Annotated in this window: 25 protein-coding genes and 1 tRNA gene; 24 read left to right on the forward strand and 2 right to left on the reverse strand. The window is 61.7% G+C overall.

The features are described 5' to 3' along the window. The first annotated feature begins 24 nt into the window (after positions 1-24). Together ACWI6D_RS00390 and recN are read left to right on the forward strand one after the other, a co-directional pair. Positions 25-2,061, forward strand: coding sequence for a hypothetical protein (locus ACWI6D_RS00390; RefSeq protein WP_449133241.1), 2,037 nt, complete (start codon positions 25-27; stop codon positions 2,059-2,061). Positions 2,062-2,253: 192 nt separating this feature from the next. Beyond that, the gene (gene recN, locus ACWI6D_RS00395; protein ID WP_449133242.1) at positions 2,254-3,918 is read left to right on the forward strand and encodes a DNA repair protein RecN; all 1,665 of its coding nucleotides are present in this window, start codon (positions 2,254-2,256) and stop codon (positions 3,916-3,918) included. 359 nt (positions 3,919-4,277) lie between these two features. Here the strand turns inward: recN and ACWI6D_RS00400 are convergent. Further along, positions 4,278-4,352, reverse strand: a tRNA-Val gene (locus ACWI6D_RS00400). A gap of 316 nt (positions 4,353-4,668) precedes the next feature. Between ACWI6D_RS00400 and cpaB (ACWI6D_RS00405) the strand changes: the two genes are divergently transcribed. The 22 genes from cpaB (ACWI6D_RS00405) (at position 4,669) to ACWI6D_RS00510 (ending at position 24,363) form a co-directional block, all read left to right on the forward strand. After that, positions 4,669-5,319, forward strand: a complete 651-nt coding sequence (cpaB, locus tag ACWI6D_RS00405; protein WP_449133243.1) for a Flp pilus assembly protein CpaB — start codon at positions 4,669-4,671, stop codon at positions 5,317-5,319. A gap of 35 nt (positions 5,320-5,354) precedes the next feature. Beyond that, positions 5,355-6,704 (forward strand): AAA family ATPase, encoded by a 1,350-nt coding sequence (locus tag ACWI6D_RS00410; RefSeq protein ID WP_449133244.1) that lies wholly within the window; start codon positions 5,355-5,357, stop codon positions 6,702-6,704. A 1-nt stretch (position 6,705) separates the two neighbouring features. Further along, entirely contained in the window at positions 6,706-8,025 is a 1,320-nt protein-coding gene (locus ACWI6D_RS00415) for a CpaF family protein (protein WP_449133245.1), read from the forward strand. After that, positions 7,995-8,936 carry a type II secretion system F family protein gene (locus ACWI6D_RS00420; protein ID WP_449133246.1) on the forward strand — a complete coding sequence of 314 codons (942 nt, stop codon included), beginning with the start codon at positions 7,995-7,997 and terminating at the stop codon, positions 8,934-8,936. Before ACWI6D_RS00415 ends, ACWI6D_RS00420 begins: the two co-directional genes overlap by 31 nt. Continuing rightward, positions 8,936-9,850 (forward strand): type II secretion system F family protein, encoded by a 915-nt coding sequence (locus ACWI6D_RS00425; protein ID WP_449133247.1) that lies wholly within the window; start codon positions 8,936-8,938, stop codon positions 9,848-9,850. The genes ACWI6D_RS00420 and ACWI6D_RS00425 overlap by 1 nt, the downstream gene beginning before the upstream one ends. Before the next feature lie 18 nt (positions 9,851-9,868). Then, entirely contained in the window at positions 9,869-10,069 is a 201-nt protein-coding gene (locus ACWI6D_RS00430) for a Flp family type IVb pilin (RefSeq protein ID WP_129426125.1), read from the forward strand. Beyond that, a complete protein-coding gene (locus ACWI6D_RS00435) occupies positions 10,038-10,265 on the forward strand; it encodes a hypothetical protein (protein ID WP_302936687.1) in 228 nt (75 codons plus the stop codon). Before ACWI6D_RS00430 ends, ACWI6D_RS00435 begins: the two co-directional genes overlap by 32 nt. 26 nt (positions 10,266-10,291) lie before the next feature. Then, on the forward strand, positions 10,292-10,801 hold the full coding sequence (locus ACWI6D_RS00440; protein ID WP_449133248.1) for a TadE/TadG family type IV pilus assembly protein: 510 nt from the start codon (positions 10,292-10,294) through the stop codon (positions 10,799-10,801). Continuing rightward, positions 10,798-12,933 (forward strand): hypothetical protein, encoded by a 2,136-nt coding sequence (locus ACWI6D_RS00445; RefSeq protein ID WP_449133249.1) that lies wholly within the window; start codon positions 10,798-10,800, stop codon positions 12,931-12,933. Before ACWI6D_RS00440 ends, ACWI6D_RS00445 begins: the two co-directional genes overlap by 4 nt. Continuing rightward, positions 12,924-13,367 carry a hypothetical protein gene (locus tag ACWI6D_RS00450; protein ID WP_288285664.1) on the forward strand — a complete coding sequence of 148 codons (444 nt, stop codon included), beginning with the start codon at positions 12,924-12,926 and terminating at the stop codon, positions 13,365-13,367. The genes ACWI6D_RS00445 and ACWI6D_RS00450 overlap by 10 nt, the downstream gene beginning before the upstream one ends. A 56-nt stretch (positions 13,368-13,423) precedes the next feature. Beyond that, positions 13,424-13,894, forward strand: coding sequence for a hypothetical protein (locus ACWI6D_RS00455; protein WP_288285665.1), 471 nt, complete (start codon positions 13,424-13,426; stop codon positions 13,892-13,894). Further along, positions 13,894-14,217: a DUF192 domain-containing protein gene (locus ACWI6D_RS00460; RefSeq protein WP_288285666.1), complete on the forward strand. Its 324-nt coding sequence runs from the start codon at positions 13,894-13,896 to the stop codon at positions 14,215-14,217. The genes ACWI6D_RS00455 and ACWI6D_RS00460 overlap by 1 nt, the downstream gene beginning before the upstream one ends. Before the next feature lie 586 nt (positions 14,218-14,803). Continuing rightward, positions 14,804-15,694 (forward strand): helicase associated domain-containing protein, encoded by an 891-nt coding sequence (locus ACWI6D_RS00465; protein WP_449133250.1) that lies wholly within the window; start codon positions 14,804-14,806, stop codon positions 15,692-15,694. Positions 15,695-15,791: 97 nt separating this feature from the next. After that, the gene (locus tag ACWI6D_RS00470) at positions 15,792-16,028 is read left to right on the forward strand and encodes a hypothetical protein (RefSeq protein WP_449133251.1); all 237 of its coding nucleotides are present in this window, start codon (positions 15,792-15,794) and stop codon (positions 16,026-16,028) included. 4 nt (positions 16,029-16,032) lie between these two features. Beyond that, the gene (locus ACWI6D_RS00475) at positions 16,033-16,569 is read left to right on the forward strand and encodes a TadE family protein (protein ID WP_449133252.1); all 537 of its coding nucleotides are present in this window, start codon (positions 16,033-16,035) and stop codon (positions 16,567-16,569) included. Beyond that, complete coding sequence (locus ACWI6D_RS00480) at positions 16,556-17,017, forward strand: hypothetical protein (protein WP_449133253.1); 462 nt, start codon at positions 16,556-16,558, stop codon at positions 17,015-17,017. The genes ACWI6D_RS00475 and ACWI6D_RS00480 overlap by 14 nt, the downstream gene beginning before the upstream one ends. Further along, the gene (locus tag ACWI6D_RS00485; protein WP_449133254.1) at positions 17,017-17,610 is read left to right on the forward strand and encodes a hypothetical protein; all 594 of its coding nucleotides are present in this window, start codon (positions 17,017-17,019) and stop codon (positions 17,608-17,610) included. Before ACWI6D_RS00480 ends, ACWI6D_RS00485 begins: the two co-directional genes overlap by 1 nt. Positions 17,611-17,796: 186 nt before the next feature. Further along, entirely contained in the window at positions 17,797-18,486 is a 690-nt protein-coding gene (gene cpaB / locus ACWI6D_RS00490; RefSeq protein ID WP_449133255.1) for a Flp pilus assembly protein CpaB, read from the forward strand. Next, on the forward strand, positions 18,479-19,795 hold the full coding sequence (locus ACWI6D_RS00495) for a CpaF family protein (RefSeq protein WP_449133256.1): 1,317 nt from the start codon (positions 18,479-18,481) through the stop codon (positions 19,793-19,795). The genes cpaB (ACWI6D_RS00490) and ACWI6D_RS00495 overlap by 8 nt, the downstream gene beginning before the upstream one ends. Positions 19,796-19,879: 84 nt before the next feature. Next, positions 19,880-20,785, forward strand: coding sequence for a type II secretion system F family protein (locus ACWI6D_RS00500; RefSeq protein ID WP_288285673.1), 906 nt, complete (start codon positions 19,880-19,882; stop codon positions 20,783-20,785). Between the two features lie 20 nt (positions 20,786-20,805). Then, positions 20,806-21,732: a type II secretion system F family protein gene (locus ACWI6D_RS00505; RefSeq protein WP_449133257.1), complete on the forward strand. Its 927-nt coding sequence runs from the start codon at positions 20,806-20,808 to the stop codon at positions 21,730-21,732. Between the two features lie 129 nt (positions 21,733-21,861). Next, positions 21,862-24,363, forward strand: coding sequence for a hypothetical protein (locus ACWI6D_RS00510; protein WP_449133258.1), 2,502 nt, complete (start codon positions 21,862-21,864; stop codon positions 24,361-24,363). 97 nt (positions 24,364-24,460) lie between these two features. Here the strand turns inward: ACWI6D_RS00510 and ACWI6D_RS00515 are convergent, their stop codons facing one another. Further along, positions 24,461-24,808: a winged helix-turn-helix domain-containing protein gene (locus ACWI6D_RS00515; protein WP_129424108.1), complete on the reverse strand. Its 348-nt coding sequence runs from the start codon at positions 24,806-24,808 to the stop codon at positions 24,461-24,463. Between the last annotated feature and the right edge of the window lie 7 nt (positions 24,809-24,815).

A 24,815-nucleotide genomic window follows, 5' to 3' on the forward strand; every position in this document is an offset into this window, starting at 1 on the left:
GGTTTCAAGAGCGGGGGTGCGGCGATGGCGGCATCGGCGAAGATGGTGTTTTCCGAAGGGGGCAAAACGCCCGAAGATGTGGTGCGGCGTGCGCTTGCGGCGCCGGTTTCGCTTGAGCTTGACGGCGTGTGCGTGGTGCGGCCTGGGCGTGCTGCGGTGGGCGAAGTGTGGTCGCCGCAGCTGCTTCCGTATCGCGAATGGACGGGCGCGGCGGCGTCGGGCGCTGCTGAGGTTGCGGGGTCGGCGGACGGGGATTTGCTGTCTGCTGGGTCGCTGGGTATGGGCGTTGACGATGCACGCCGCGCGAACCTGCTGGCGTTGGCGGCAACGCAGCACGATGTTGGCGGCGCGGCGGCCGTTGCCGTGCCGCAGCATGATGCGGACTTGTGTGCCGTCTCTGTGCAGCAAGAGGACGAAGGCTATGCGCTTGTTGGGTTTGACCTGCGAAAACTTGCAGAAGCAGCAGGGGTGGCCACGGGCCTTGTTGTTGTGCTGCCGTCGTTTGTGGACGGAAAGCCCGTCGTGCGCATCGCGCCCGGGACGTTCGCGCGGCGGTTGGTGCGCGGTATCGGCGTTGACGTGCTCGTGGTGCCGGACACGGTTCGCCGTATCGGGGCAGGCGCGTTTTCCGCGCTTCCGGGTCGGCATATCCATTTAGGGGCGGCCGTGAGCATGGGCGGCGAGCAGGCATGCGATTTGCTTGGCGTCACGCCTCCGCTTGAGCGTCGCACGTACTCGGTCAGCGCCGGGAATGCCAGCTATCGCGCGGACGGGGGCAGCTTGCTTTCCGCGGATGGGGAGCACCTGCTGTTCTTTGCGCCGCCCTATGCGGCGGATTGCGCGCTTCCCGAGGGTGTGAAGTTCGTTGGCGAATACGCGTTTTGCCAGGGGTGTGCCACGCCGCACGTGGTGCGCGCTTCGCAGGGGCTGACTCAGGTGAAAGCGCGGCAATGGGACGACGCGCTGTGGATATGCCCTGATGAAGCGCCTGCGGCTGCGCGGCTTCGCAAGCGTGGCGTGCGCGTATGCGGGCTTGTTGCGGCGCATCGGGATGCATGCTGGTTCGACCTTGAAGGGCCGGACGCGGTGCTGGTTGCCGGGCCGCCCGCTCCCACGTCGGCTTCGAAGCGCTTTGCCCGAGCTGCCGCTGAGGCCCGCGCAACTTCGGCGTCCGATGGGACCGCCGTTGTGGACGCCGACGAAGCGGCCGCGCGCGCGGAAGCGAACGATTGCGGCGGCTTGGTGTCGGGCGGCAGGTTGGGGCCGGTGGGGCAGGGGCCCTCGGCCGCCGCGCTTGCGCGCCCTGCTGCTAACCGTCTGCTGGAGCTTCCGGCGGAAGTTGCGGGCAAGCCGCTTGCTTCTGTTGCCGCCCGGGCGTTGCCTTACGCGCCGCAAACCGTGGTGATTCCCGCATCGGTGCGCGCTATCGGCGACGGCAACCAGTGCCGGGGCACGCGCAGGCTTGTGCTGCCCGAAGGCCTTGAGCGCGTCGGCGCGCACTGCTTCTGCTCGCGCACGTTGGAGACGGTGGCGCTTCCGCGCACGCTGCGCAGCGTTGGCGCGGGCAGCTTCGAGTTCGCCGTGTGTCGCTTGGCGCACACGGGCGTGTGCGTGCACGTGCCGGCCGACCAGCTGCTCAGTTGCTTTCGTGAGGATGCACCTGAAGGCTGTGACCCATTTGACCTGGCGAAATATGACGAAGTGCTGCGGGCGGGCAAAAACGTTCCCGATCGGTTGGGCGCGCTGCTGCACCGTCTTGCGGCCCCGGTGGACATAAGCGATTCCGATCGCGCGGCGTTTGCGGACGAGGTGCGCTCGTTTGGGCGCGAGGCGCTTGTGCGCGTTGCGCGCGAAGGCGACGTGTCGATGGTGCGCGCGCTTGCCGATGCGGGGCTGTTTGACGGCGCGCGCTTCGACGTGCAGATCGAGCTGCTGCGCCAGGCGAACCGCATGGACTGCGTCGCGTATCTGATGGAGTGGCATCGCAAGCAGGCTGGTGCGTCTTGTTCGGGTGAAGGCAGCTCGGCTGGTCGGGGGATTCGCGACCGCTTCGCCTTATAGCGGGCGCGCGGCGGGCGCAAGCGGTGTTTGGCGCTTGCGGCCAGCGCGCCGGCAAGGTTTTGCGCGCATGTGCGCAACATTCGTGCGCGTTGTGCGTTCCGCGACGAACCACCCGGTTCGCTGGTATACTGGCAAATAGAACAACCGTACGTTTTAATAAGGCGCGCTTAGCCGCATGCAAGGGGAAACGCGATGATCGACGAAATACAAGTTCGGAATCTGGCGCTTATCAAACAGGCATCGCTTGTTCCGGCGCCGGGGCTGACGGTGCTTACCGGCGAAACGGGTGCTGGCAAAACGGCGTTGCTGTCTGCGTTGAAGTTGCTTATGGGCGTGCGCGCCGATAAGGATTTCGTGCGCGATGGCGAGCAATCGCTTGAGGTATCCGGGCGCTTTTTCGGCCTTGCGAATGCCGAAGGGCCTGATGGGGACGAGGAAGCATCCGACGAGCTGGTTGCCACCAGGCGCGTAAGCTCGGACGGCCGATCGCGCGTAACGCTTGATGGGCGCATGGCCAGCGTGCGCGAGCTTGCGGCGCGCGTGGCGTCCACCATCGATTTATGCGGGCAACACGAGCAGCAACAGCTTATGAAGCCGACGGCCCACGTGCGCATGCTCGATGCATGGGCGGGCGAGGCGGTTGCGGTGCCGCAAAATGCCTATAAGCAGGCGTTTTCCCAGGCGAAGGCTGCAGCGGAAGAGCTTGACCACGTGCTGAACGCAGGCGCGGCCTCGTCGGCAAAGCTTGACGAGGCGCGTTTTACCCTGGAGCGCATCGATGCGGTGGGCCCGCGCGAGGGCGAGTACGAGGAGCTGTCCGCGCGCCTTGCGCGTGCCGAGCATGCCGAGGCGCTTGCGTTGGCGGCGAATCACGCGCACGAGGCGCTTGGCGGCGACGAGGGCGCAATCGATTTGCTGAACAGCGCCATCGCCGCGCTTGACGAGGGCGGGCGCTTCGATGCGGATTTGTCGGCGATGGCGGATTCTTTGCGCGAGGCGGGGTTCGTGCTTGAGGATGTGGCGCGCTCGGCCCGCGATTATCGCGATGGCGTAGAGTTCGACCCGGAAGCGCTTGAGCAGGACCAAGAGCGCATGTCGGCGCTGCAAGGGTTGCTGCGCGCATATGGCCCGCGCATGGTCGATGTGCTGGCGGCGCGCGATGAGGCGGCCGATCTGGTTTCTGCTGTCGACGACGCGGCTGAGCGCGAGCGCGCGGCGCGGAAGAAGGTCGATGCGGCGGAGCAGAAGCTGGCCTCGGCGGCCCAAGCGCTTGACCAGGCGCGCCGCACCGCGGCGCCGCAGTTCGCTGAGCAGGTGACGGCCCAGATGAGCCGTCTGGAAATGGACGGTGCCGAGCTGTTGTGCGAAGTGCGCCCTTTGCCGCGCGAGTCGTGGACGCAGGCCGGCCCGTCTGAGGTGGAGTTCCTGTTCCGGCCGGGGGCTGGCATGCAGGCCCGCCCGCTTGCCCGCATCGCATCGGGCGGCGAAGTCAGTCGCGTTATGCTGGCGATCAAGGTGGTTTTGGGGCAGGCTGACAGCGTTGACACGCTGGTGTTCGACGAGGTGGACGCTGGTGTTGGCGGTTCAACGGCTGTTGCTTTGGCCGATGTGCTGGTTGATTTGGCGCGAACGCACCAGGTCATTGTGGTAACGCACCTTGCTCAGGTTGCCGTGCGCGGCAACGCTCACTACACCGTCAACAAGGTTGCGGGCACCGATGGCAAGCCGCAAACGAATTTGCAGCAGCTTTCCGCCGAGCAGCGCCCGGCCGAGATTGCTCGCATGCTGTCAGGCGATGCCACGCAAGCTTCGCTTGCTCATGCGCGCGAGATGCTTGAAGCTGCCGCAAGGGCTTAGCGTAACGCAGCGTTTGGCTGCGCGCGTTTCGCACATGGCATGCTTTCCTTAATCAGGCTTGAAGAGCGGGAAACCCGGATGATCTTTTCAAGGTCATCCGGGTTTTGTTTTTGTGCGCGGGGCTGTTGCTTGGTGCTGACGGCGGCCTTCTGCAGGTGCGCCTTTGCCTTGCTGCGGAGTGTCATCCATGCGATCAGCCGTGGGATGTCCGCGCATGCGTTTGACCAAGCCGTTGCAAACGGCGTTCATGACACGAAAACTTTGTTGTGTTGCAAATGGTGTTGCAAGATGTGTTGCAAACTTGATTCGAAAAAGAAAACAGGTCAAGCAAAAGACTTGCCTGACCTGCGATAACTCAATGGTGGCCGGTACAGGATTTGAACCTGTGACCTTGTGCTTGTAAGGCACCTGCGCTCCCGCTGCGCCAACCGGCCGTTTTCCCTTGAAAAGGGCGACCTGTATTTTCGCATAAGAATGTGCGCTTCGCAAATACTGCACAAATGAGAGCCTTGATCAGGCTTGAAAGGCGTTTCGTCCAAGAAAGGCGTGTGCTGCGCGCGTGCCGTGAGCTCTCCGTGTGCTGCGTGGGGTGTGTGCGCAGCGTACTCTGGTGCAAGGTTTCGCGTGCTTTCGAGCGATATGTCGGCAAAAGGTCTGCAAGGTCGGCAGTGCATACTCGTAGACAAGCGAAAGCGAAGTCGGGCAAAGCGGTACAGCGAAACGTTTTGCCTGGCAGATTGCGAGGTGTCTATGAGAAAGAACAAGGCGGCCTTCGTCGGCGTTGTGTGCGGCGTGCTGTGCGCGGCCTGCGTGTTCGCTTATACGCAGGCGGTCCGAGGTGAGGCCGATCAGCAGCGTCGTGACGCGCTGGCCCGCTATGGCGGCGACCAGGTTGAGGTGTGCGTTGCGAAGCGCGATATCGCAGCGGGAGAGATGGTCGAGGCCTCCGCCATAGAAACGCGTCTGTGGGTGGCCGACTTGCTGCCCGCTGAAGCGGTTCGGCAGGCATCGGAGGTGGTGGGCTCGAAGGCGTCGTCGGTGATGCTTGCCGGGGAAGTGCTTTCGAAGCGCCGATTTCAGGCTGAAGGAAGTCAGATCGATGTTCCCGATGGCCAGGTTGCCTTAAGCGTTCCGGCTAAAGACGTCCAGGCGGTGGGAGGCGCTATCGGCCCGGGTTCTTTGGTCGATGTGTACGCCACCGGGGGTTCCGATACGCAGGCGCTGGCCCGAGGGGTGCGCGTGCTTGCCACAAGCGCGGCAGATGGGGAATCGACTGGTTCGTCTTCGGCAAAGGTTTCGTGGGTGACGGTTGCCGTTGATGCCGATCGAGCCGAGGAAATGGTGTCGGCGGCGCAGCGTACGGAGCTGTACTTCACGCTGCCCGGGGCAAACGCGCGCTGATGCAGGTGGGAATAAAAACGCGGGAAAGGAACGAGATGTCGATGCCGTTGGTGGCGCTTTGCGCGGACGAGGAAAGCCTGCGCAATCCAGAAATGCTCGGCCTTGGCGGTGAAAACCTGGCGGCCCAATCGTGGCTGCAGCTGTTTTCATCGGCTGAACAGGCACGATGCTCCCTTCGAAACGATACGGGCATTCAAGAGGTGTGGGTTGCCTCGTGTGATGAGGTTGCCCCCATCAACCTTGCGGCCGCGTTGAAGCGCGATCGTCGCGATCGACGGGTGTGCATGCTGTCGGCGCAGGAATCGGGGTCACTGCGCTCGCGGGCAAGCGCAGCGGGCATTGACGCTTCGTTTACGCGCCAGGCGTTCGTCGAGCGGTATGCGCTTTGCAAGCAGATTGCCATGAGCGCGTCGGCCTCGGCACCGGTGCAGCCGGCGTTTGGCGAGCCGGCGCTTGCGAGGCCGGCAGGTGCAAGCGCGGTTGAGCCCGCTTGTGCGTCCGCGAAGGGCGCGCAGCCTGCTTTCGCCCAGCCAGCGTACGGGGGCGCGCAGCCGCAAGCGCAGCAACAGGCGCTGGCGTCGGCGCAGGGCAACTCGCGCGGTTTTCTGCTGCCGGTGGTAAGCGGAAGCGGCGGTGCCGGCAAAAGCGCCGTTGCCCTGCTTGCCGCATATGCGGCGCAGCGGATGGGGAAAAGCACGCTGCTGCTCGATTTCGATCTGCAGTTTGGTGACATGGCGGAACTTGCGGGCGTGCAGCATCCGCTGCGCATCGACGAGGCCATTGCGAACCCCGAAAGGTTGACGGGGCTGCAGCCGCAGGGCAACGCGCCTGCGCTGTTGGCGGCTCCGCTGCACATCGATGCGGCAGAGGCGGTGGTTGCGCAGGCGCCGGCGCTTCTTGAAACGCAGCGTGGGCGGTTTGACGTCATTGTGGCGAACACCGGTGGCGCGTGGGCCGAGCAGCATGCGGTGCTGCTCGAGCGCAGTTCGAAGGCGCTGTTCCTGATCGATCAGCGCATGAGCTCGGTATATGCCTGCAAGCGGGCGCTTGATCTGTGCGCGCGGTGCGGCATCGCGGTCAATCCGCTTCTGTTCGTGCTGAACGGCTGTGGAAAAGGCGCGCCGCTTTCCTCGATGGACGTGTCGTGCGCGCTTAAGGGCGCCCACGTGCACGAGCTGGCCGATGGCGGCGCAGACGTTGAGGACATGCTTGCGGCGCACGGGATCGAAGAGCTGTTCGATGCGCGAAACGAGCTGGTGGCAAGCATCGAACAGCTGCTTGTGGAAGTGATTCCCGGCATGCAGGGCTCGCAGCCGGGCGAGCGCGAAGGCGCAGGCCTGCCGTTTTTGCGCGGCAAGAAACCGCGCAAGCGCAGGAGGGCCTGAGATGTCGCTTGCGCAGCGGGCGCAGGCATCGGGGTCGGTGTTGCTTGAGCAGCGCGTCGCGCCGCCCGACCTTGCGCGGTTGAAGAGCGACGTACAACGGTTCGTGTCCGTGGGAGACATCGCGGCCATGATGAGCCGTCAACCCAGGCGGGCGCGCAGCGAGCTTTTAGGAGCGTGCCGTCAGGCTTTTCAGCTGCCAACGTGGCGTGCGGTGCCCGAAGGGCGGCTTGAGGAGCTGTCTGCAAGCCTTGTCGACGAGGTGTTCGGCTTTGGCCCGCTTGAGCCGCTGCTGGCAGATCCCACGGTGACGGAAATCATGGTGAACGGCCCCCAAAGCGTGTTTTTCGAGCGAGGTGGCTGTTTGCAGCCTTCTGAACAGGTGTTTTCCGGACAGGGCCAGCTTCGCGCGCTTATCGACCGCGTGCTTGGGCCGCTTGGCAGGCGCGTGGACGAGTCAAGCCCCATGGTGAACGCGCGCATGCCCGAAGGGCACCGCGTCAACGTGGTGATGCCGCCGCTTGCCCCCGAAGGCCCCATCGTCACCATCAGGAAGTTCGCCGAGCGGGTTATGACGCTTGAGGACATGGTTGCCAGCGGGTCGCTTGATAACGAGCTGCGGCAGTTTCTGGAGTGGGCGGTTCGTGCGCGCAAGAACGTGGTGGTTGCCGGCGGAACGGGCAGCGGGAAGACGACGCTGCTGAACGCGCTGTCGTGCTGCATTCCGGCAGGCGAGCGCATCGTGACGATTGAGGACACCGCTGAGCTGCGATTTCTTGAGCATCCGCACGTAGTGCGCCTGGAGGCGCGGCCGCGCAATGCCGAGGGCGTGGGCGAAGTGACCATCCGCGATTTGGTAATCAACGCGCTGCGCATGCGCCCCGACCGCATCGTGGTGGGCGAATGCCGAGGGGCTGAGGCGGTAGACATGCTGACCGCCATGAATACGGGCCATGATGGGTCGCTGACCACGTTGCACGCGAACTCGCCGGCCGACATCTTGCCGCGCGTGGTGACGATGGTGCGCTACGGCGTCGACCTGCCCGTCGACGTGATCGAGGCGAATGCGGCAAGCGCGTTCGACGTGGTGGTTCAGACGACGCGCTCGCTTGACGGCTTGCGCTACGTGACGTGCGTTGCCGAGTTCGAGCGCGCCGCGCACGGCGGCGGATGCGGGGTGCATGTGCTGTTCGAGCGCACATCGCCTGGGCTCGCCGGAACGTGGAAGGCGCTGCCAAGGTGGATCGACGACGTGCCGGAGCTGTGCGGCATACCGATTGAGGAGGTAAAGACATGGGAGCATCGGTTGCATGGGGCTGCATGAGCGTTGCCCTGGCGTTTCCTTGCGCCGCGCTGCTAGGCAGCTGCGCGGCGGCCCGTTCGCGCTCGTTTGCTTCGGGCGACATGCTGGCGCGTCTTGCCCGTAACGGCGTTTCATGGACGCTTCCTGCAGCGAAGCGGCTTGCGAAAACGCGTCGCGTGCAGCGGTCTTTGGCGGATACCGTCGATCTGCTGGGCGAGCGGGGCATCTTCGCAAGTCCTGTGGGATTGCTGTCGCTTGCAATGGCGGCGGCCGTGGCGGTGGCGGCGGTTGTTGGCGCGCTGACGCAATCGCCGGTTGCGGGCGTGGCCGTGGTGGCTCTGGCCATCGCCTGCCTGCTGACGCGCGTGCACCTGTGGCGCGACAGGCAAGCCGAGGCACTGCGCGATGCGGTGCCCGACGCGCTTCACGCCATGGGGTCGTGCTTTCAAGCGGGCTTTTCCCCGTTGCAAACGTTTCAGCACTTGGCTTCGGAGTTGCGCGGGCCGTTGGGGAAGCGTTTCGCCGATGCTGCGCACCTGCTTGAAACGGGGCACGACATGCACGAGGCGCTTGATGCGCTGCGCGGTGCGGGCGCTCAGGGAGAGCTGGTGTTCGTGTCGGTGGCGCTTGACGTGCAGCACCAAGCAGGCGGAAGCATGCGTCCGGTTTTGGAGGCGGCGCGGGAAACGGTGGAAGGCGAGCTTGCGCTTAAGCGCTCCCTGCGGGTCCAAACGGCGCAGGCGCGCTTGTCGGCGCGCATCGTGACCATTATGCCCTTCGCGCTGGTGGCGGTGTTTTCGCTGGTGAGCAAAGGGTTTCTCGATCCGTTCTTCGAGAGCCCCCTAGGCGTGGCGCTGCTGTGCATGGCGGTGCTGATGCAGGTTGCGGGCGTTGCGGCCGTGCGGCGCATGCTGTCGGTAGAGGTGTCGTGATGGCGGTGCTCGCGCTTGCCGCGTGCGTGCTGGCCTGTGCGGCGGGCGCGTGTGCGGGCAGCTTGCTGACGCGGCGTTTTGCGGGGCGCCCAAAGTACCGAATATCGGTCGCGGCGCCTTCATTCCCGGGGGTGAGCGGGCTTGATGCCGCGTGCTTGGCGTACGTCGTAAGCACGTCGAAGCGCGTGTCGCTGCATGCGACCAGCCTGCTTTCCCGGCGCCTTCCCCTTCGCCGTGCGCGGGCATCGTTTGGCGCTTGCGCGGAGAAGGCGGGGCTCTCGGGGCGGGCAAGCGCGGACGGCTATTGCGAGGCGTCGCTACGGTTGGCGTTTGCCGGGGCGGCGGGCGGTGCGCTGCTTGGCGCGGTCGCGTCGAACGAACTTGCGATTGCGGGGTGCGCGGCGGGTGCGCTGTTCGGCGCCAGCGCTCCGCGCAGAGCAGTGGCGTCGGCCCGCAAGGCGCGCAACCTCTCGCTTGAGCGCAGCTTGTCGGAAATGCTCGAGGTGGTGGCGCTGGGCGTTCGTAGCGGCCTTTCGTTCGACCGCAGCATGCAGTTGTACGCGGCGCATTTCGACGATGCGCTGTCACGCGGGTGCGCATCGGCGCTGCAGCTGTGGGAGACGGGCATGGCTTCGCGCGGCGATGCGCTGCGGTCGCTTGCGGCTTCGTACGATTCGGCGCTGCTGTCGCGGACGGTGGCGGCAATCGCGCGGTCGCTTCGCTTTGGAACGTCGCTTGGCGACGTTTTGGAACAAGCGGCGGACGAGGCGCGTGTTGCCCGTCGCGCTCAGGTGGAAGAGCGCGTGGCGAAAGCGCCGGTCAAGATGATGATTCCCACGGGGGTGCTCATCCTGCCCGCCATGCTTTTGCTTGTGCTTGGGCCGGTGCTGTTGGAATTGATGGAAGGGATGTAGGGCATGATCGATGCAGTTATGAGTGGATATCGCCGTGTATTGGCGAACCTTGCGTGCAAGTGGTTTCGCGTTAAGCGCAGGGAAGACGGCCAGGGAACAACGGAGTACGCGATTCTCGTCGGCGTGCTGGTGGTTATCGCCATCATTGCCATCACGGTGTTTCGGCCGAAGCTGCAGGAACTGTGGGATGCAATTGCAGAAGGCATCAACAGCCTGTAGGCGGCGTGGCGAATGCGGCCAATCGACGGTGGAGTTTGCGGTGGTCGCAGCTGCGTTTCTGGCGGTGACGCTGGGGCTTGGGGCACTGTGGCGGGGCGTGTCGGGCGGTTTGTTCATCGAACATGCGCTTTCAACGGCATCGCACCACATCGAAGGCGCGGCGCCTCAAACATTGGCGGACATCTTGCTGTATTGAGCGCGAAGTGCGAAAGGGGGTGCGTCGTGAGGGCGAAGACGTGGCGCGACGACGGCCAGGCGACGGTGGAATCGGCGTTTTTGATTCCGGTGCTGTTCACGGCGCTGCTGTTGCTGGTGCAGCCGGGCATGGTGCTGTACGACCGCATGGTGATGGCCGCCGCGGCCACGGATGCGTGCCGCGTGCTGGCGGTGAAAACCGATGCGACAGGCGACTCTTCCCAGGCCATCGAGGCATTCGTACGTCACCGGCTTGGCGCGGTTCCCCCGGTTGCGTGCTTTCACGTTCACGAAGGCGAGTGCTCGTGGCGCATACAGCTTGAAGGCGACGAGCGCTCCGAATACGTGCGCGTGTCGATCGAGAACAGGGTGCGGCCGTTGCCGTTGCTTGACGGCGCCAGCGCGCTGCTGGGGCTGCTTGACGAGGAAGGTTTGCTGCCGGTGAAGGTGGAAGCGCAAAGGCGGACGCAGCCGGCATGGGTGCTTGGTACGCAGGAGGGGCTTGACCCGCGCGGCTGGATAGGCGCCTGGTCATGAGGCGGCCGTTTTTCGGCGTGGCGCCAGGACGGTTGCTGCGCGACGAGTCGGGCTTGACAACGACGGGCATGGTGCTTGCGCTGTTGCTGACGCTTTCGCTGGTGTTCTCGTCGGCGCAGGTGTACCGCATCCAATCGGTGTCGTCACGCGTCCAATCGGTTGCGGATGCGGCGTCGCTTGCGGCGGGCAACGTGGTGGCGGAGTTCATGATAGCCGTTCGGCTGTGCGATGCCGTGGCGCTGTCGCTTTCCCTCACCAGCTTGACCGCAACGGGCCTTGGCGTGGTTGCGCTTTGCGTTCCCGGGGCGCAGGCTGCGGGCGGCAAGCTTATCGAGTCGGGACAGAAAACTGGCCAGGCACGGGACAGGTTTTCCCGCACCGCGTCGGAGGGCCTGACGCGCGTGCAGAAGGCTCTGCCGTTTCTCTCTGCGGTTGCTGCGGCCTCGGTGGCGTCGGCGAACGACTCCGAAACGTCGCGTTACGTTGCCATGGCGGTGCTTGTGCCCGATTCGGCGCCGGATATCGGTGTGGCGGCGGAGGACGCAGCAGCGGCGAAAGCGCGCGAAGCGGCGGCTTCGCAAGCTGAGGACATCAAGCGGCTGGCCAACGAGGTCGATGCCGCATCGCGCGAGGCCAACGAGGCGAAACGGCAGGCGTTCGAGCGCGATTGCGGGAATCGCCCGGGCTATTGCATGCAAGAGCGCGCGGAAACGCTTGCGGGCATGAAGGGCTCGTCGAACCCGGTGTACTCAAGCGTTGATGCTTGGTCGTTTTCCGTTGCGCTGCGCCGCGCGCAGGCGTACTACCCCGTGCGGCTTGCCTCAGAGGCGCCCGATGGAGAAAGCGTTGAGGCGCACGCCCGTTCTGAGCTGCGAAAACGCTTCTTCGCTTATGCGTCTGAAGAGCTTTCGCGCGGATATGTGGTCGAAAAGCCCGAGTTCCGCGCGTACTTTCCGCACTTGCCGAAAAACACCGACGAGATGCGGGAAACAACGCTGTACACCGATCCGGTTTACCCCTGCACGACCGAAGACGGCCTGCCGGTGTTGCATGCGTGGTCCGGGTGCCCTCGGGCGGCGGGCTTTTCGTCAACGGCATCGATTGCCGCCATGGAAGGCGGCGGGTGGGAAACGTGCAGCGAATGCGGCTTTACGGCGGCAAGCATGGGCAAGGTGGCGGCGGCGTCGTCGTCGATCGACAACGGGTTCGAATACCACTACGAGGCGGTGGCGCGCGCGGCGGATGCGTACCAGGAGGCCATGCAGCGCGCCGAGCCCGCGAAGCAGGCGGTGAAAGACCGCGTGGCGGATGTGCTTGCCGCGCTGAAGGAGGCGTGTTCGCGCGTGGGCGACTACCGCATCACGGCTCGGCCGCCTGGAAGCGAAGGGTTCGTGGTGCTGTGCGCCAACGTTGGCACCGATGCGCCCGCAAAGGGGTTCGAGTCAACGTTTGTGCAGGCCACAGGGCAAGTTGGCGCACGTGTTGCCGTTTCAGCGTCAACGCTGGTTGCCGATCCGTCAGGGGAAGGCGGCAACGTCATCTCGTCTTTGACCGATGGCTTGGCACAGCGTGGCGCGCCGGCGGGGCTTGCTGGGGTTGCCTTGGATTGTTGGGCGGGGTTGCTGAGCGCTTACGCGAACGGGCAGTCAAGTTTGACGAACGTCGTTCGCGAAGGACTTGACGGGCTTCCGCTGATCGGTGCCAGCGGTTTGGGCGATTGGGCTGCCGACGAGCTTTCGGGGGCTGTTGAGGCCGTTGGCTTGCAGCCGGCAAACCTTGACGCGCTTCGCCCTGCGGTGGTGAATGCGGCCCATGTTGCAGGGTCGGACAAGGCGGATTCGTTTTGCGCGCGGCTGGTGGAGCTGAAGCGGCAGGCGATTGCGCATCCGCTTATGTCGAACGGCGTGTTCTCGTCACTGGCTGCATCGGTTCGCCGGGATGCGTTTGCCGGCATCGATGCGGCAGACGGGTCTGTTGAAGTTGCCAGCATCGATGTGGGCGGCGAATCCGTTCCCATCGAGATCTCGCTTCCGCCTGCTGCGCGCGAGTTCGCGAAAGGCGCCCTTGGAGAGGCGATTGACCAGCTGGTTTCGCTGTACGCGAATGTGACGGGGGTGCGGCCGTGGGACTGATGGACGCTCGCGCCTGCGGGGAGGCGGGCCAGATGACCATCGAATTCGTCGTTGCGTTTCCGGTGATGCTGATCGTGGCGGCCATTGCGGTGAACGCCTGCTCGTTTTTCGGGGTGTGCGCGGCTTTCGACAACGATTTTCGCGACGCGGTGCGCACGTGCGCAACGTCGCCGGCCTACGGGCAGGACGTTGCGCAAAGCTGCTCGCTTATCGAACAGGAGTTGCAACAAGGCGGCAATGCGAAAAACGTGCAGGTGCAGGTGAGTGCGCGATCCGTTGCGCAAGGGCACACGGCCTTTTCCGCAACGGTGCGATTCGAGCCGACGCTGTTCGGGGCGGCGCTAAACCCCCAGGTGTTTGGCGTGTCGCTGCCCACGTTGTCGCATAGCGAGGAGATAGTGGTGGACTGCTACAAGCCGGGGGTGTTGTCATGAGCGTTGTGCCAGGTAGGGATGGTGTTTTGGTTGCGTGCCAGGCAAAAAGGTTTCGCTTGGCATGCGCAATCGTCGGCGCGGCTGCAGCCGCGTTGGTCGCATGCAGCGCGTTCGAGGCGTCGGCGCGGAGCAATGGGCCAGGTGAGGCCGCGGCGGCGGTTGCCGAGGCGGGCTTCGATGCCGTTGTGAGCGGGGGCGAACGCACGGCATTTGCTTTGCCGGCACATGAACCGGCGTTGTTCGAGGACGAGCTTTTCGACGTGTCGAGCATGAGTGGCGCCTACTGGAGCTCAAACGCCCAACTGGTCAGTTGGTGCGAAAAGGGCAGCGTTGAAGAAACGCTCGCGGCACTTGAAGGCCGCCTGGTCGCTAAAGGCTGGGTCGGCGTTTCCTCGGATTCCTCCTCGTGTCGGTCGTTTGTCAAAAGCGAAGGTGCGTATCGCTGGGCGTTTGCATCGGCGGCGCAGGTGGGGGAAGAGACAAGCGTTGTTTTGCAATGGTCGGGCACTAAGGACGGAGGCGAGTGATGGAAAACGAGATTGAGGTGCTGAAACTTGCGGGAAGGTTTCCCGCGCGCGTCAAGGGCCTGCTTCGATCGAAACCTGGTGGCGTGCTGCTGCTCATGCCGTGCAACGACGTGCACACCGTCGGGATGAATGACTTGCTTGACATTGCGTTTGTAGGCGATGACGGCCGCATCGTCGAGTCTTATCGAGCGGTGGCTCCGCTGCGACGCCTCAAATGCCGTAAGGCCGTTGCGGTGCTTGAGCGGTTTTCCACGTGCGATCCTCCTTGGTTCTCAGTGGGCGATTACGTAGGCATTTCAAGAAAGGAAGGTGGCAAGGCATGAAGACATGTCCGGTTTGCAGGGCGGGGGCGTTTGACGATGCCGAGGTGTGTTACGGGTGCTTGCATCGGTTCTCGCAGGGCGATGCACAAGCGTTCGTTGCGCCGTCGGTTGTTTCGGCGCCGAATTCGTCAGAAAGCGGTGGTGCGGTAGGTGTGGATGTGGCCTGCGAAGGACAGGGCGGCGCGAGGAGCCGGGAGCTCGCAAGCATGCACGCGGAATCTGTCCGGCAAGCAGTTGCCGCCGATGCCGGAAACGTTCTATCTGATTGTGGCTCTGCGATGAGAAGCAGTTTGAAAACGGTTGATGTCCCCGTTCGAGGCGCCGATGTCGTGGTGCGCATCGAATTGGTGGATGTTGGGGCCGCTGCAGCGCAGACCCCCGATTCGCACAAGGATGCGGCTTCCGCTTCGGCACCTGAATGCGTTGTTCTACGACGGGGAAGGCGGCCTTCCGTGATGGATATCGCCCGCCCGGCCGAGGTGAAGCGAGGGACCGCGGCCGGGCAGAAGGGCGAATGCGTGCAGGAGGTGCGTGCTCGGCACGCTGCGGTTGATACGGTGCGTCAGCAAAGGCAGGCGGAGATAGCATGACGTCGTTTTTCCTGATGATGGTGCTTGTGTCGGCCGGTGTGGGCGTTGCGGCTGGTGCGCTTGCCGTGCCGTGGTTGGCAGACGTTGCGATGAAGCGCGCATATCGGCGGTCTCTTTCGTGGTGGAACGAATCGCTGCAAGGCGCTATCGCATATCGGGCTGGCCATGCCGGCGTATGGCCGAAGCCGTCCGATGCGGGAAGCGCTGGTGCGCTGGGCATGTGGCTCGATGATGTCAAATCGCAGGCGAAACGCAAAGTGCTGACGCACGAGCGCGCCTGCGCGCTTCGCGAGGCCGGCATCGACGTTGGGCAGGATTGCTCTTCGCGCGGCGAGCGCGAGCAGGCACGGCGTTGCTCGTTTCGCCCGACCGTGTTGCAGCGCGTTGTACTGGCGCTTGCATGCGGTGCATGGTTCGCTGCGCTTCCCGCGTTCGGATTGCCGTTGCAGCTTTCCGTGCCTCTTTCGCTTTGCGGCGTTGCCATGGCGGCAGGCGTTGTGTGCGACGTTCGCGCTCGGATGATTCCTTTGGAGTGCTGCGGGTGTCTGCTTTTAGGTGGGGTCGCATTTCAGCTGCTCAATGGCGGGGTTGCTGGCGTAGCAGCAGGGTTTGCTTCCGCTGCGGTTGTGCTGGCGGTGTGCTGGATAGCCAATCGTGTTGCTCGCGATGCGGGCGGCTCGGTGGGCCAGGGCGATGTGCGGTGCATGACGGCGCTTGCCGTCCTTAGCGGCCCGGCTTCACTTATCGGAGCGGCGTCTTGCTATATCGTCGCCGGGCTGTTCTCCCTTGTCGGTTTGGCATCGCGGCGCCTGAAGCGGCAAGACGGCATTCCCATGGCCCCGTTTTTGACGCTCTGGATGATTTTCGGAACGGTTGTGGCTCGATAGGGGTCCGTGCGGACAGGAAGGAGGTGGTGCGGTTGCTTGTTGGCTATCGCTGAACATGAATGAACAGGGAAAAGGGTAACGAAGAAAGGAACTAATGATGGAAAAGCACACTGCTATGAAGGGCATGTTCGACAAGGCATGCGCGCTGGCGTATCGCGGCGAGGAGGACGGCGGTTCTGAAATCGTGCAGGTGGTGATCGTCTTGGGTTTCGCGGTAGGTCTGGGAGCTGCGCTTATGACGTTGCAGAATCAGATCAACACCTCGATCAATTCCGCCGGAACATCCATCAGCAACATGTTCAGAAGCGTGACCGCTGGCGCTGCGGCGAAATAGCGCCATGCAACGGCGTGCGATAGCGGAGCACGGCAAAGAGGCAGGTGGCAGCGCCGTTTCGTTTGTGATGGTGCTGCCCATCCTCATAACGCTGATGTGCGCAATCGTAGATTTGGGGCGCCTTGCGTTTATGGGAACGGAGCTCGAAAGCGCAACGCAAACGGTATGCCGGCGCATGGCCGATCAAGTGTCCTTATCGGGCGTGGCGTTGCCAAGCAGCTGCGATATCACCGAGGCGCTCAGTGACGCTTCTCCCTCGCTTTCCTCGCTTGGCGTTCGCTGCTCTGCAACATGTCGCGTGTCCGACGCTCCGGATATCTCGTATCAGCGTCATCGTTTCGATGCGGAAACAGGTTTGTTTATCGACGAAAACGCCTCGATGCGCGCTGCAAAAATCGAGGTTTCCTCAACACTTGAAGGTGATTATCTGACGCCTGTCGGGCAAATATTATCCGCAGGCGGCGGCGCAACGTTCGGTCTTTCTGCTCAGGCAACGCGTACGGTGCTCAAATCGCAGGAGGTCGTTTATGGCGAAGGGTGAATCGGGAAGCGAGGCGGTCCAATTCATTTTCGCCATCATTGCACTGATGACGCTGCTTTTTGGATCGTTGTACATAGCTTGTTATACAACGTCCGCTTCAATTCTCTCATCGGAGCTTTCGCAGGCGTGTTTGCTGCTTGACACGGCTGGTTTGGCGAAATCGCCGGACAAGGCCCGTTTCGTGGCGCATGAGATTGCCGGTGAATCGTCCCAGCTTGATTTCGACAGCATTCAGGTAAGCGATGTTTGCATCGAGGTATCGAATAGGAAATCGCCGGGTGAGCTGGGTGGCATTGACCAGCGAACGAAGGTCTCCTCGGTTTCTTTCTCGGTTTGCTATCGCCTTCCGCTGGTTTTATGTGTTGCCGGTATCGAGCCGGCGCAGCTTGAAAAGCGTGTCTTTTGCGCAATCGAGAATGAGCGCATATCGGAGGTGGCGGTGTCGTGATGGTTGAAAGGTTTTGGGTGCGGGGCGAATGCGGTTCTATTGCCCCGCTGGCCGTGGTGGTATGCCTTGTGCTTGTTACGACGCTTGGCTTTGCGGTTGATCACGGGGTGGTATATGCGGCGAAAGCGCATCAGGAGCAGGCGCTTGATGCGGCGCGGCAGGCATGTATGGACGCTTCGGGGGCCGTTTCGGCGAAATATGCGGACAATCCCGGATTGACGCTTGCTGATGGAATCGTCCAAACGGTTCGTGACCAGGGCGTATCTGCGGCGTTGACCGTGTGGTTCTACGAAGCGCCTGCGCAGTCTACGCCTCGCAGCGAGCGGTTGTGGGTCATTGGCGTTCAGGTCGAGCAGCAGACGCCGTTGCCGTTTTCGGTGCCGGCATCTCCGCTGGCCCTTACCGTTGCCTCAAGCCGAGCTTTTGTTGCAAAGCCTTATTCCGCGGAAGCGGTGTGGCGGCCGGAGCGCAGGATTTGCGGGTCGTATCGCTTCGCTGAAGGCTCGACGGCGGGAATGTCGACGTTTTCCTCCATCTCTTCGCTGCAAGGGTTTCCAGATGAAATGGTGAAACTTGCTCAGGGCGTGGGGTAAGGCGGTCTGGTCGTGCCGCGCTTATGAAGCAGAAAGGAAAGAAACATGGTTGGAAGATCGGGCGCGGGAGCTTCGCGGCGTATGGCGCCAAAACGAACTCGGGGCGTTTCCCGCTCGTCTGGCGCTGTGCCTGTAAGAGGCGACGATGTGGCGGTGGATTCGTCTGTGCGAGGCGAAGAGCCGCTTGTGCATCGATGCAAACAGATGTCGGCGGTTGTTGCTGCTTCGGTTGCGGTGGCGTGCGTTTCTGTGGGGTATTCGCTTTGGCAGGTTGCGGCATCGCAGTCTGCGGTCGACCAGGCAACAAGGGATTCCACTGCCGTTTGGGTTGTTTCTCAAGATGTGAAGGCGGGCGAGATGCTCGATGCGGATTCGTTAGAGGTGCGTGAAGTTCCTGCGGCATTCCGGTCGGCTGCTGCGCTGCCTGCTCAGTCAACTGAACCTGCATCAAGCGTATCCGGCATGCGCGCCCTTGTGGACATACCCGCAGGTTCGCAGCTGTGCGGAACGTTTCTTGCGGGGTCGGGCTCTGATGGTCGCTTGGCGGCTCAGCTTTCAGCGGACAAGGAAGCGGTGTCGCTTTCGGTCGATGACGAAACGGGCATTGCGGGGCAGGTGAAGCCCTATGATGCGGTCCGCGTTGTCTCGATTGAAGGAGCGTCTTCTGGAATTGTTGATTCGCAAACGCTTGCGAATCGGGCGCGCGTTGTTGCTGTTGGGGGAGACGGATATAGCGATGGTGCGTCGTATAGCGCCATTGTTATAGAAGTTTCTCCTGACGAGGCCGATGCGATTCGTCAAGCCCAGGTGTCGGGCAAGGTAAGTGTGCAGCTGCTTGCTTCGGAAGACGTGCTGACGGGTGGTGTCGATGGATAGGATTGCGGCATCGGCGCTCAAACGTCTTGTGCGTGACAACTTGGCCCTGCAGCTGCAGGAGTCTTCGGATTCGAGCCGTGTTGAAGTGGCAATCCGCTCAATCGTATCCGAGACGATTCGATCGTGGGGCATGGCGGTGAGTATCGAAGACGAGAACCTGATGTGCCAGTGCATCGTGGATGATTTTTTGCGCTACGGACCGCTGCAAGTTTTGCTTGATGACCCTTCTATCACGGAAATCATGGTAAATGGAGGCGGCATCGATTTCGAAGGAGCTTCGCTCTCGTTTCGCGATCCGAAGGTGTTCGTGGAGCGAGCTGGGCGCATCGAAGAATGCGCGTATGTGCGATTCGATGACGCCGAGCACGTCAGGCGCATCATCAACAAAATTGCGGAGCAGGCAGGTGTTCGCTGCGATGAGTCTCACGCGATGGGGTGCGCGATGCTGCCAGGAGGAAGAGCCCGCGCAACGTTCATCATTCCGCCGCTAGCTCCCGACGGCCCTGCGCTGAACCTGCGCCTTTTCAGCGAGCACATCATGGGCATGGACGACTTGATAGAGAAAGGCGCGCTCAGCACTGTCATGGCGAAGTTTCTTGGGGCTGCCGTGCGGGCAAGGTGCCCTATCGTCATTTCGGGCGGCACCGGATCGGGCAAAACAACCTTGTTGGGAGCCTTGTCGGGCTTTATTCCAGCGCACGAGCGCGTTATCACCATAGAGGATACGCCTGAGCTGCGGCTGCGGGCTCATCATGTCGAGCGTATGCAAACGCGCGAGGCGAATGCAGAGGGGCAGGGGGCCGTTGGGATGCGGGAGCTGGTGGCGTTGTCGCTGCGCCGTCGCCCTGACCGCATCATCGTTGGCGAGTGTCGTGGCGCCGAGGCGTATGAGATGTTGCAGGCAATGCAAACCGATCATCCTGGCTCTATGACTACCATCCATGCAAATGACCCAAGCAACGCGTTAAGTCGCTTGCGTACGATGGTGAACTATGCGCATTCCGATTTGGGCCGCGACGTTGTGCAGCAGCAAATTGCAGAATCGTTGCAGGGTGGTCTTGTCGTTCATGTCGATCGAATGGCCGATGGATCTCGCCGTGTAACAAGCATCACGGCGATCGACCCGATGCCTGAAGGGTCGACGGTCATTCCTCGCGCGGAGCTGTTTCGCTTCGATGTAGGCGGTACCGACGCTTTCGGGCGAGTGTCGGGTAGCTGGCGGCCGTGTGGCGTGCAGCCGCAAACCATCAAGCAAAAAATGATCAGAGAGGGCGTTCAGTATGATCCGACCTGGTTTTTCTCGGCATAGCCTGCTGAAAAGTCGATACGTTGCCGTGTTCTTCGCGTTTGGAGAGCGGCAACGGGAAAGTGGAAGCGGCGAAAGGGGAAACAGATGGCTTTCGTGTTAATCGTCGCAATTGCCGTTGTGGCCGCCGCCGCGTTTTCGGCTCGACGAAAGCTCAGAATCCTGCTAAGTGATCGTGGCGTTTCCGACAGGACGCTGTACGAGCAGGGTCGACGCGATTCGGATGAAAAGCGCAAGGGCGATGATGGCCCGTTGGCGAAGATGTTGCGCGATGCAGGGATCGAAACATCTCCTTTGATGTGGCTTATGTGCGCAACGGCGGTGTTGGCGACCGTGGGGGTCTTCTCTTTGCGTGCAGGTGGCGTGCCTGCAGCGTTTGCGGGGATGCTTCTTGTTTGCGCGGGGGCGGCCGTGTATGTAGAGCGGGCGCGGCGCAGGCGTCGCGAGCTATTGGCCGAGCAATTCATTCGTATGCTGCCTCAGCTGTCCGCAAGCGTTCGTAGCGCTCAGACTGTAGAGCGCGCGTTTCGGGCTTCGGTTGATCGAGCTCAGGAGCCGATTCGATCCGAATTGGTGCGGGTGCTGGCCCAGGTTTCATACGGGGAGCCGCTTGTAGGCGCGCTTGAAGGCATGGCGCGAAGGACGGGCAGCGAGGATGTGGCGGCGTTCGCCGCGTCGATGAGAATTCAGCAGCGATTCGGCGGTCCTGTCAACAAGGTCATTGACTTGGTAGGTGACCATGCAAATGCGCGCATGAAAACGAAGCGGGAGCTTAGGACCGAACTTGCGGGTACGCGCCTGGCGACGTGGTTCGTCGCCGGCGCAATGCCGGTCATCTTTGGGTTGATGTATATGACAAGCTCGGATTTCGCGCTGTTTTATCGGACTGATCCGCTCGGGTGGCTTGTCTTGTCTTGTGCCGCGTTCATGGAAATCGCTGGAATAGCGGCTTGCAAGAAGATCACCACGTTCAGAGAAGTCGACGTTTCGTAGGGCAAAGGGAAAGGGGCAGCATGGACGGATTCTTGTTTGCCGTGATAGCCTTCACCGGCATTGCGGCCGGTTTGGTCGCGTATGAAGTTGTATGCGCATGGTGCGGGGCGAAGTCCCCCTCTGCAGTGGCTCTTTCTCCCTCGTCAAGCGAAGCGCCAGTATCGTCGCCTCGGTCTGCTGCAAAGTCATCTTTCGTTACGATTGCGCAGCGGCTATCCGTTGCGGTAAACGCTTTTGCGCCGATGACCCGTGATGAGGCGGGTTCAACAAGGGACGCGCTTCGTCGTGCAGGCATGGGCGTGGAGCCCGAGACGTGGCGTGCGGTCGTGGCGGTGATGATGGGCGCAAGCGCTGCGCTTTGCTTTGCAGCGTGCGTATTGTTTGCGGCGCCAAGCGTGTGGAGCGTTGCCCTGACGGTGGGCGCGGCCGCTTTTGGGCATTGGGCAGCTGGGCGGTATGTGGCGTTCAGGCAAAACGATCGGCGCCGATCCATAGAAGTGTGTCTTCCTGACGCAATGGAGTTGCTTGCGGTTGCTTTGGCTGCCGGGTCTCCTATCGAGCAGTGCTTTCGCGAGGTGTCCGCAAGCCTGAAGGGACCTATTTCTGAAGAGCTTCGCTTAGTCGATCAAGAGGTGAATTTGCTGGGTCATTCCCGCACCGAGGCTTTGGAGCACTTTGCGCAACGTTGCGCAAGTCAAGAGGTTAGCGTTTTCGTGGGGCAAATCACCCAAGCGATCGATCAGGGCTCTTCTGTTTCGGAAGGACTTGCTGCCCAGGCGCTTTTAGCGCGTGAGCAGGCGCAAGCCATGGCGCTTGAGCGAATCCGCAAGATGCCGACGAAGCTCGATATCGTTTTATCTGCATGCTTTCTGCCCCCTACGGTGATTTTGGTTTTGGTTCCAACGGTGGTGAAGCTGCTGACCTTTTTGAGCGGAGGAATGGTGTAGTGGTTGCGATGAGAGGAGGCGCTCGTGAGGCGTTCGCGTCGTTCGAGGTCGGGGAAACTGCCAGTTTTCAAACGTAGCCGGTCAAGCGGCCTTGGCGCTAAAGGCACGCAAGCCGCTCAAAGCAAATGCATGACGCGGCGGGCGTTCATCGTGGGAACGGCGGCGATGGCGGGTTTGATGCTTTGGCGGCCTCAAGTTGCATTTGCCGATGAACCCTGGTGGGATGGATCTTTTATTTTCCGAGGTTATGGGAAGTGGTATGAGAATCAATTCTGGAGCGCTATCGGTGTCGTGAAATCGGGCAATGGAGGCGCGCAATCGGGAGCGTTGTACACCGATCGCTGGGTAAGCGCGAAAACGCCTTGGGTTGAATGGGACATATCCTCGAACCAATACCTTCGCACCGCATCGAAAATCACGATGCAGTGCGACTTCACCACGGAGTTGTATTATCACCTTACAGGGGTGCTCGAGATTGCGTGCGGCAGTTATAACGGGCGAAATGCTTCGTATAACATGTGGCATGCCGATTCCGGTGATGATACGCGTTTTAGCCTCTATCACGCCGTTGACGATGCTCCGGCAGGCGGGAGGCTGGAAGAGTCGAAAGTTGTGGCTATCGACAACGAGGCTGGAAGCGGTATCCATAAAGATGGGGCGCAAATATGGACCGACTATCGGCGATATCCGCAAAATTCCTATTCGGTATGGATTCGTCGCTCGTCTCGGGCGGTAAAGCATTCGTTTCAGCTGCGTTCATGGTTTTGGAATTACTATTATTTCGGAACCGACTGGTATTTTGACCGGGCAAGCGACCCACCTATAGGTTATTCAACGAAGTGGATTGACCAGCAGTCGGAGCGAATTTCGATTGCAAGTAACGCCACCTGGGGCAATCGGATCGTGACTGTGGAGTCTGTTGCTGCTAAGGGAAAGTACCTGGAAAGCGCCGACGTTGCTTCTAAAGGCGCAAGATGCCTGGTCTCCTCAACTGTGCCGGCCACGAAGCAGCATTGGATACTGTTGGAAAACGAAAATGTCGATGTTGCGGGAACGTATCGATTCGTGCCAGTGGTGTCGACGGACGGGGCTTTCCAGCTTGATCAAAGCGGCGGGGGTCCTACGATGACCGCTTCGGCGGCTCAGCTCTGGAACGCGGCTGGTACTAAGCTGAATCGGGCCCAGTCGTTTTGGATTCACGGCTCTTCTTCAACGCAATGGGTTTTTGCCGATTGCTCGGGCATGGCTTTGGATTCTGGCGGATCAACGGGGAAAGCCCGCTTCCACTCGAATGGGTATCCGGATAAAGAGTGGAGCAATGCTGCTCACAAATGGCGTATGAGCGACGCGCGTTTTTCCACAGCCGATCAGCGACCGTTTTCGTTACACGGAACGGTGAAAGACGGCTACATGCCTGTCGGTCAATCCGTCACGGTTCCCAATCCGGACAGCACGTTTCGTCCCGGAGGATCCACGGCCCGCTCGCGAGGAATTCGGCGAACATTCACCTGGGTTGTTTTAGACGACGAGTTTGTCGATGAGGCCTTTCCGGAGATTGTTGGGTCGGCGTATATATCGAAAGCTGGGTGGCTTGAAGAACAACCTGGTGTAAACCTTGTGGGTACAACGCAGGGAAGCGGCGCGTTAGCTGGGGTTTCGCTTCGAATCGAAGGAGGTTCGCTTCAGGGAACGGTTTCCGCGCGACTCTCTTCAAACGGCGCGTGGAGGGACGGGGCAACGGCCGGTTCGGCTGCCAACGCTGTATCCCTGTCGCTTCACGGAGCGATATCGCAGCAGTACAGAGTGTTTTACCGGGCGTGCTCGTCGCGGTCGGGATGGGGCTCGTGGACAAGCGAGGGGAAATCGGCTTCCGGCCCTGCTCGCACCATATCGGGAATCCAGGTTCGTTTAGAGCCAAAGGGGATTGCGCAGCAAGGCGAAGCAAGCTCGATTACTCTCGATAAGGCTTGGAGTGGGAAATTCCTCACCTGCATTGTCCGCGCCGAGGCTCAGCATCGCGGTATTCCCTATAGGGGCGCTGCGCTGTCTTATGCGGTTCAGGTTGGAAAGACCGTGGTCCTTGTCTCTTATGTTGTCGATGATGATTCGTCGCCTTGCTATGAGGAAAGAATTGAGGTCGGCACGTCGTACAGCACGCCGGCGGCGGCGTTAGAAGCGGGAAGGAAGCAAGGTTGCTCTGACTTCGACGGTTGGTATGTAGACAAATCCTGCGAAACGCTGTTCGAGGATGGGTCCTGCTTGCAGGGAAAAAGGTTGACGCTGTACGGTCGCAACATCGCAACAGTCGAATACGCGCTTACCGATGATACGAAGCGACTGCTAGAAGAGCGCGAATGCTTTGTGGACGAATCGCTGACGCAGGAGGCGACTGCTATTTGGTTGGTTCCTGCAAGTGAAACGGTGCGATACGGAACCCGATTGAGATTCAGGCGCCTACCAAGCATGTGGTACGAAGATCGAGATCGTACGCGAGAGGCAACGAACGTACCAGGGGTGTTTCTGGATGCGGGCGAAAGTTCGGCGCCGGCGGAAACGTTGAAAGTGACAGGTGATGCAACCCTGTATCTGGCATGGCGGCCGCCTCATTATGAAGGCATTGCCGTATCGTAGCCCTCTGCATTGCAGAAGCCGGCACCGTGGCCTGCTTTTGCGCAGAAAAAGAGCCTTCACGACATGCGTAAAGGCTCTCAACAAACAAGTATGTGCTCTAACGCTTAAGTGCCTCTTGGAACCGCCTTTCGGCTTCCGCTTGCAAATCGGATTCGATTGCCTGGTATGCCTCAAGGATGCGCTCGCAGTCTTCGGTAAGCTGGCTGCCGTGTGCTCCGTTGCGGTACAGCAGCTGCACGTCAAGCGCGGCTTCGGTATCTTTGATGATGCGCCATGCTTTGCTGTAGGCCATGCCCATGCCTTTTGCCGCGGCGTTCAAAGATCCCGTTTCGCGAACACCAAGGCACAGACTTGCGATGCCTCGTCCGAAAACCGAGTTGCTGTCTGTTTCGGGGTTGCCGACCGACAACCTGATTATCGGTTTGAGTCGCGTGAGTTTGCTCATGCGTTTA

It is taken from the genome of Senegalimassilia sp., assembly GCF_977052095.1.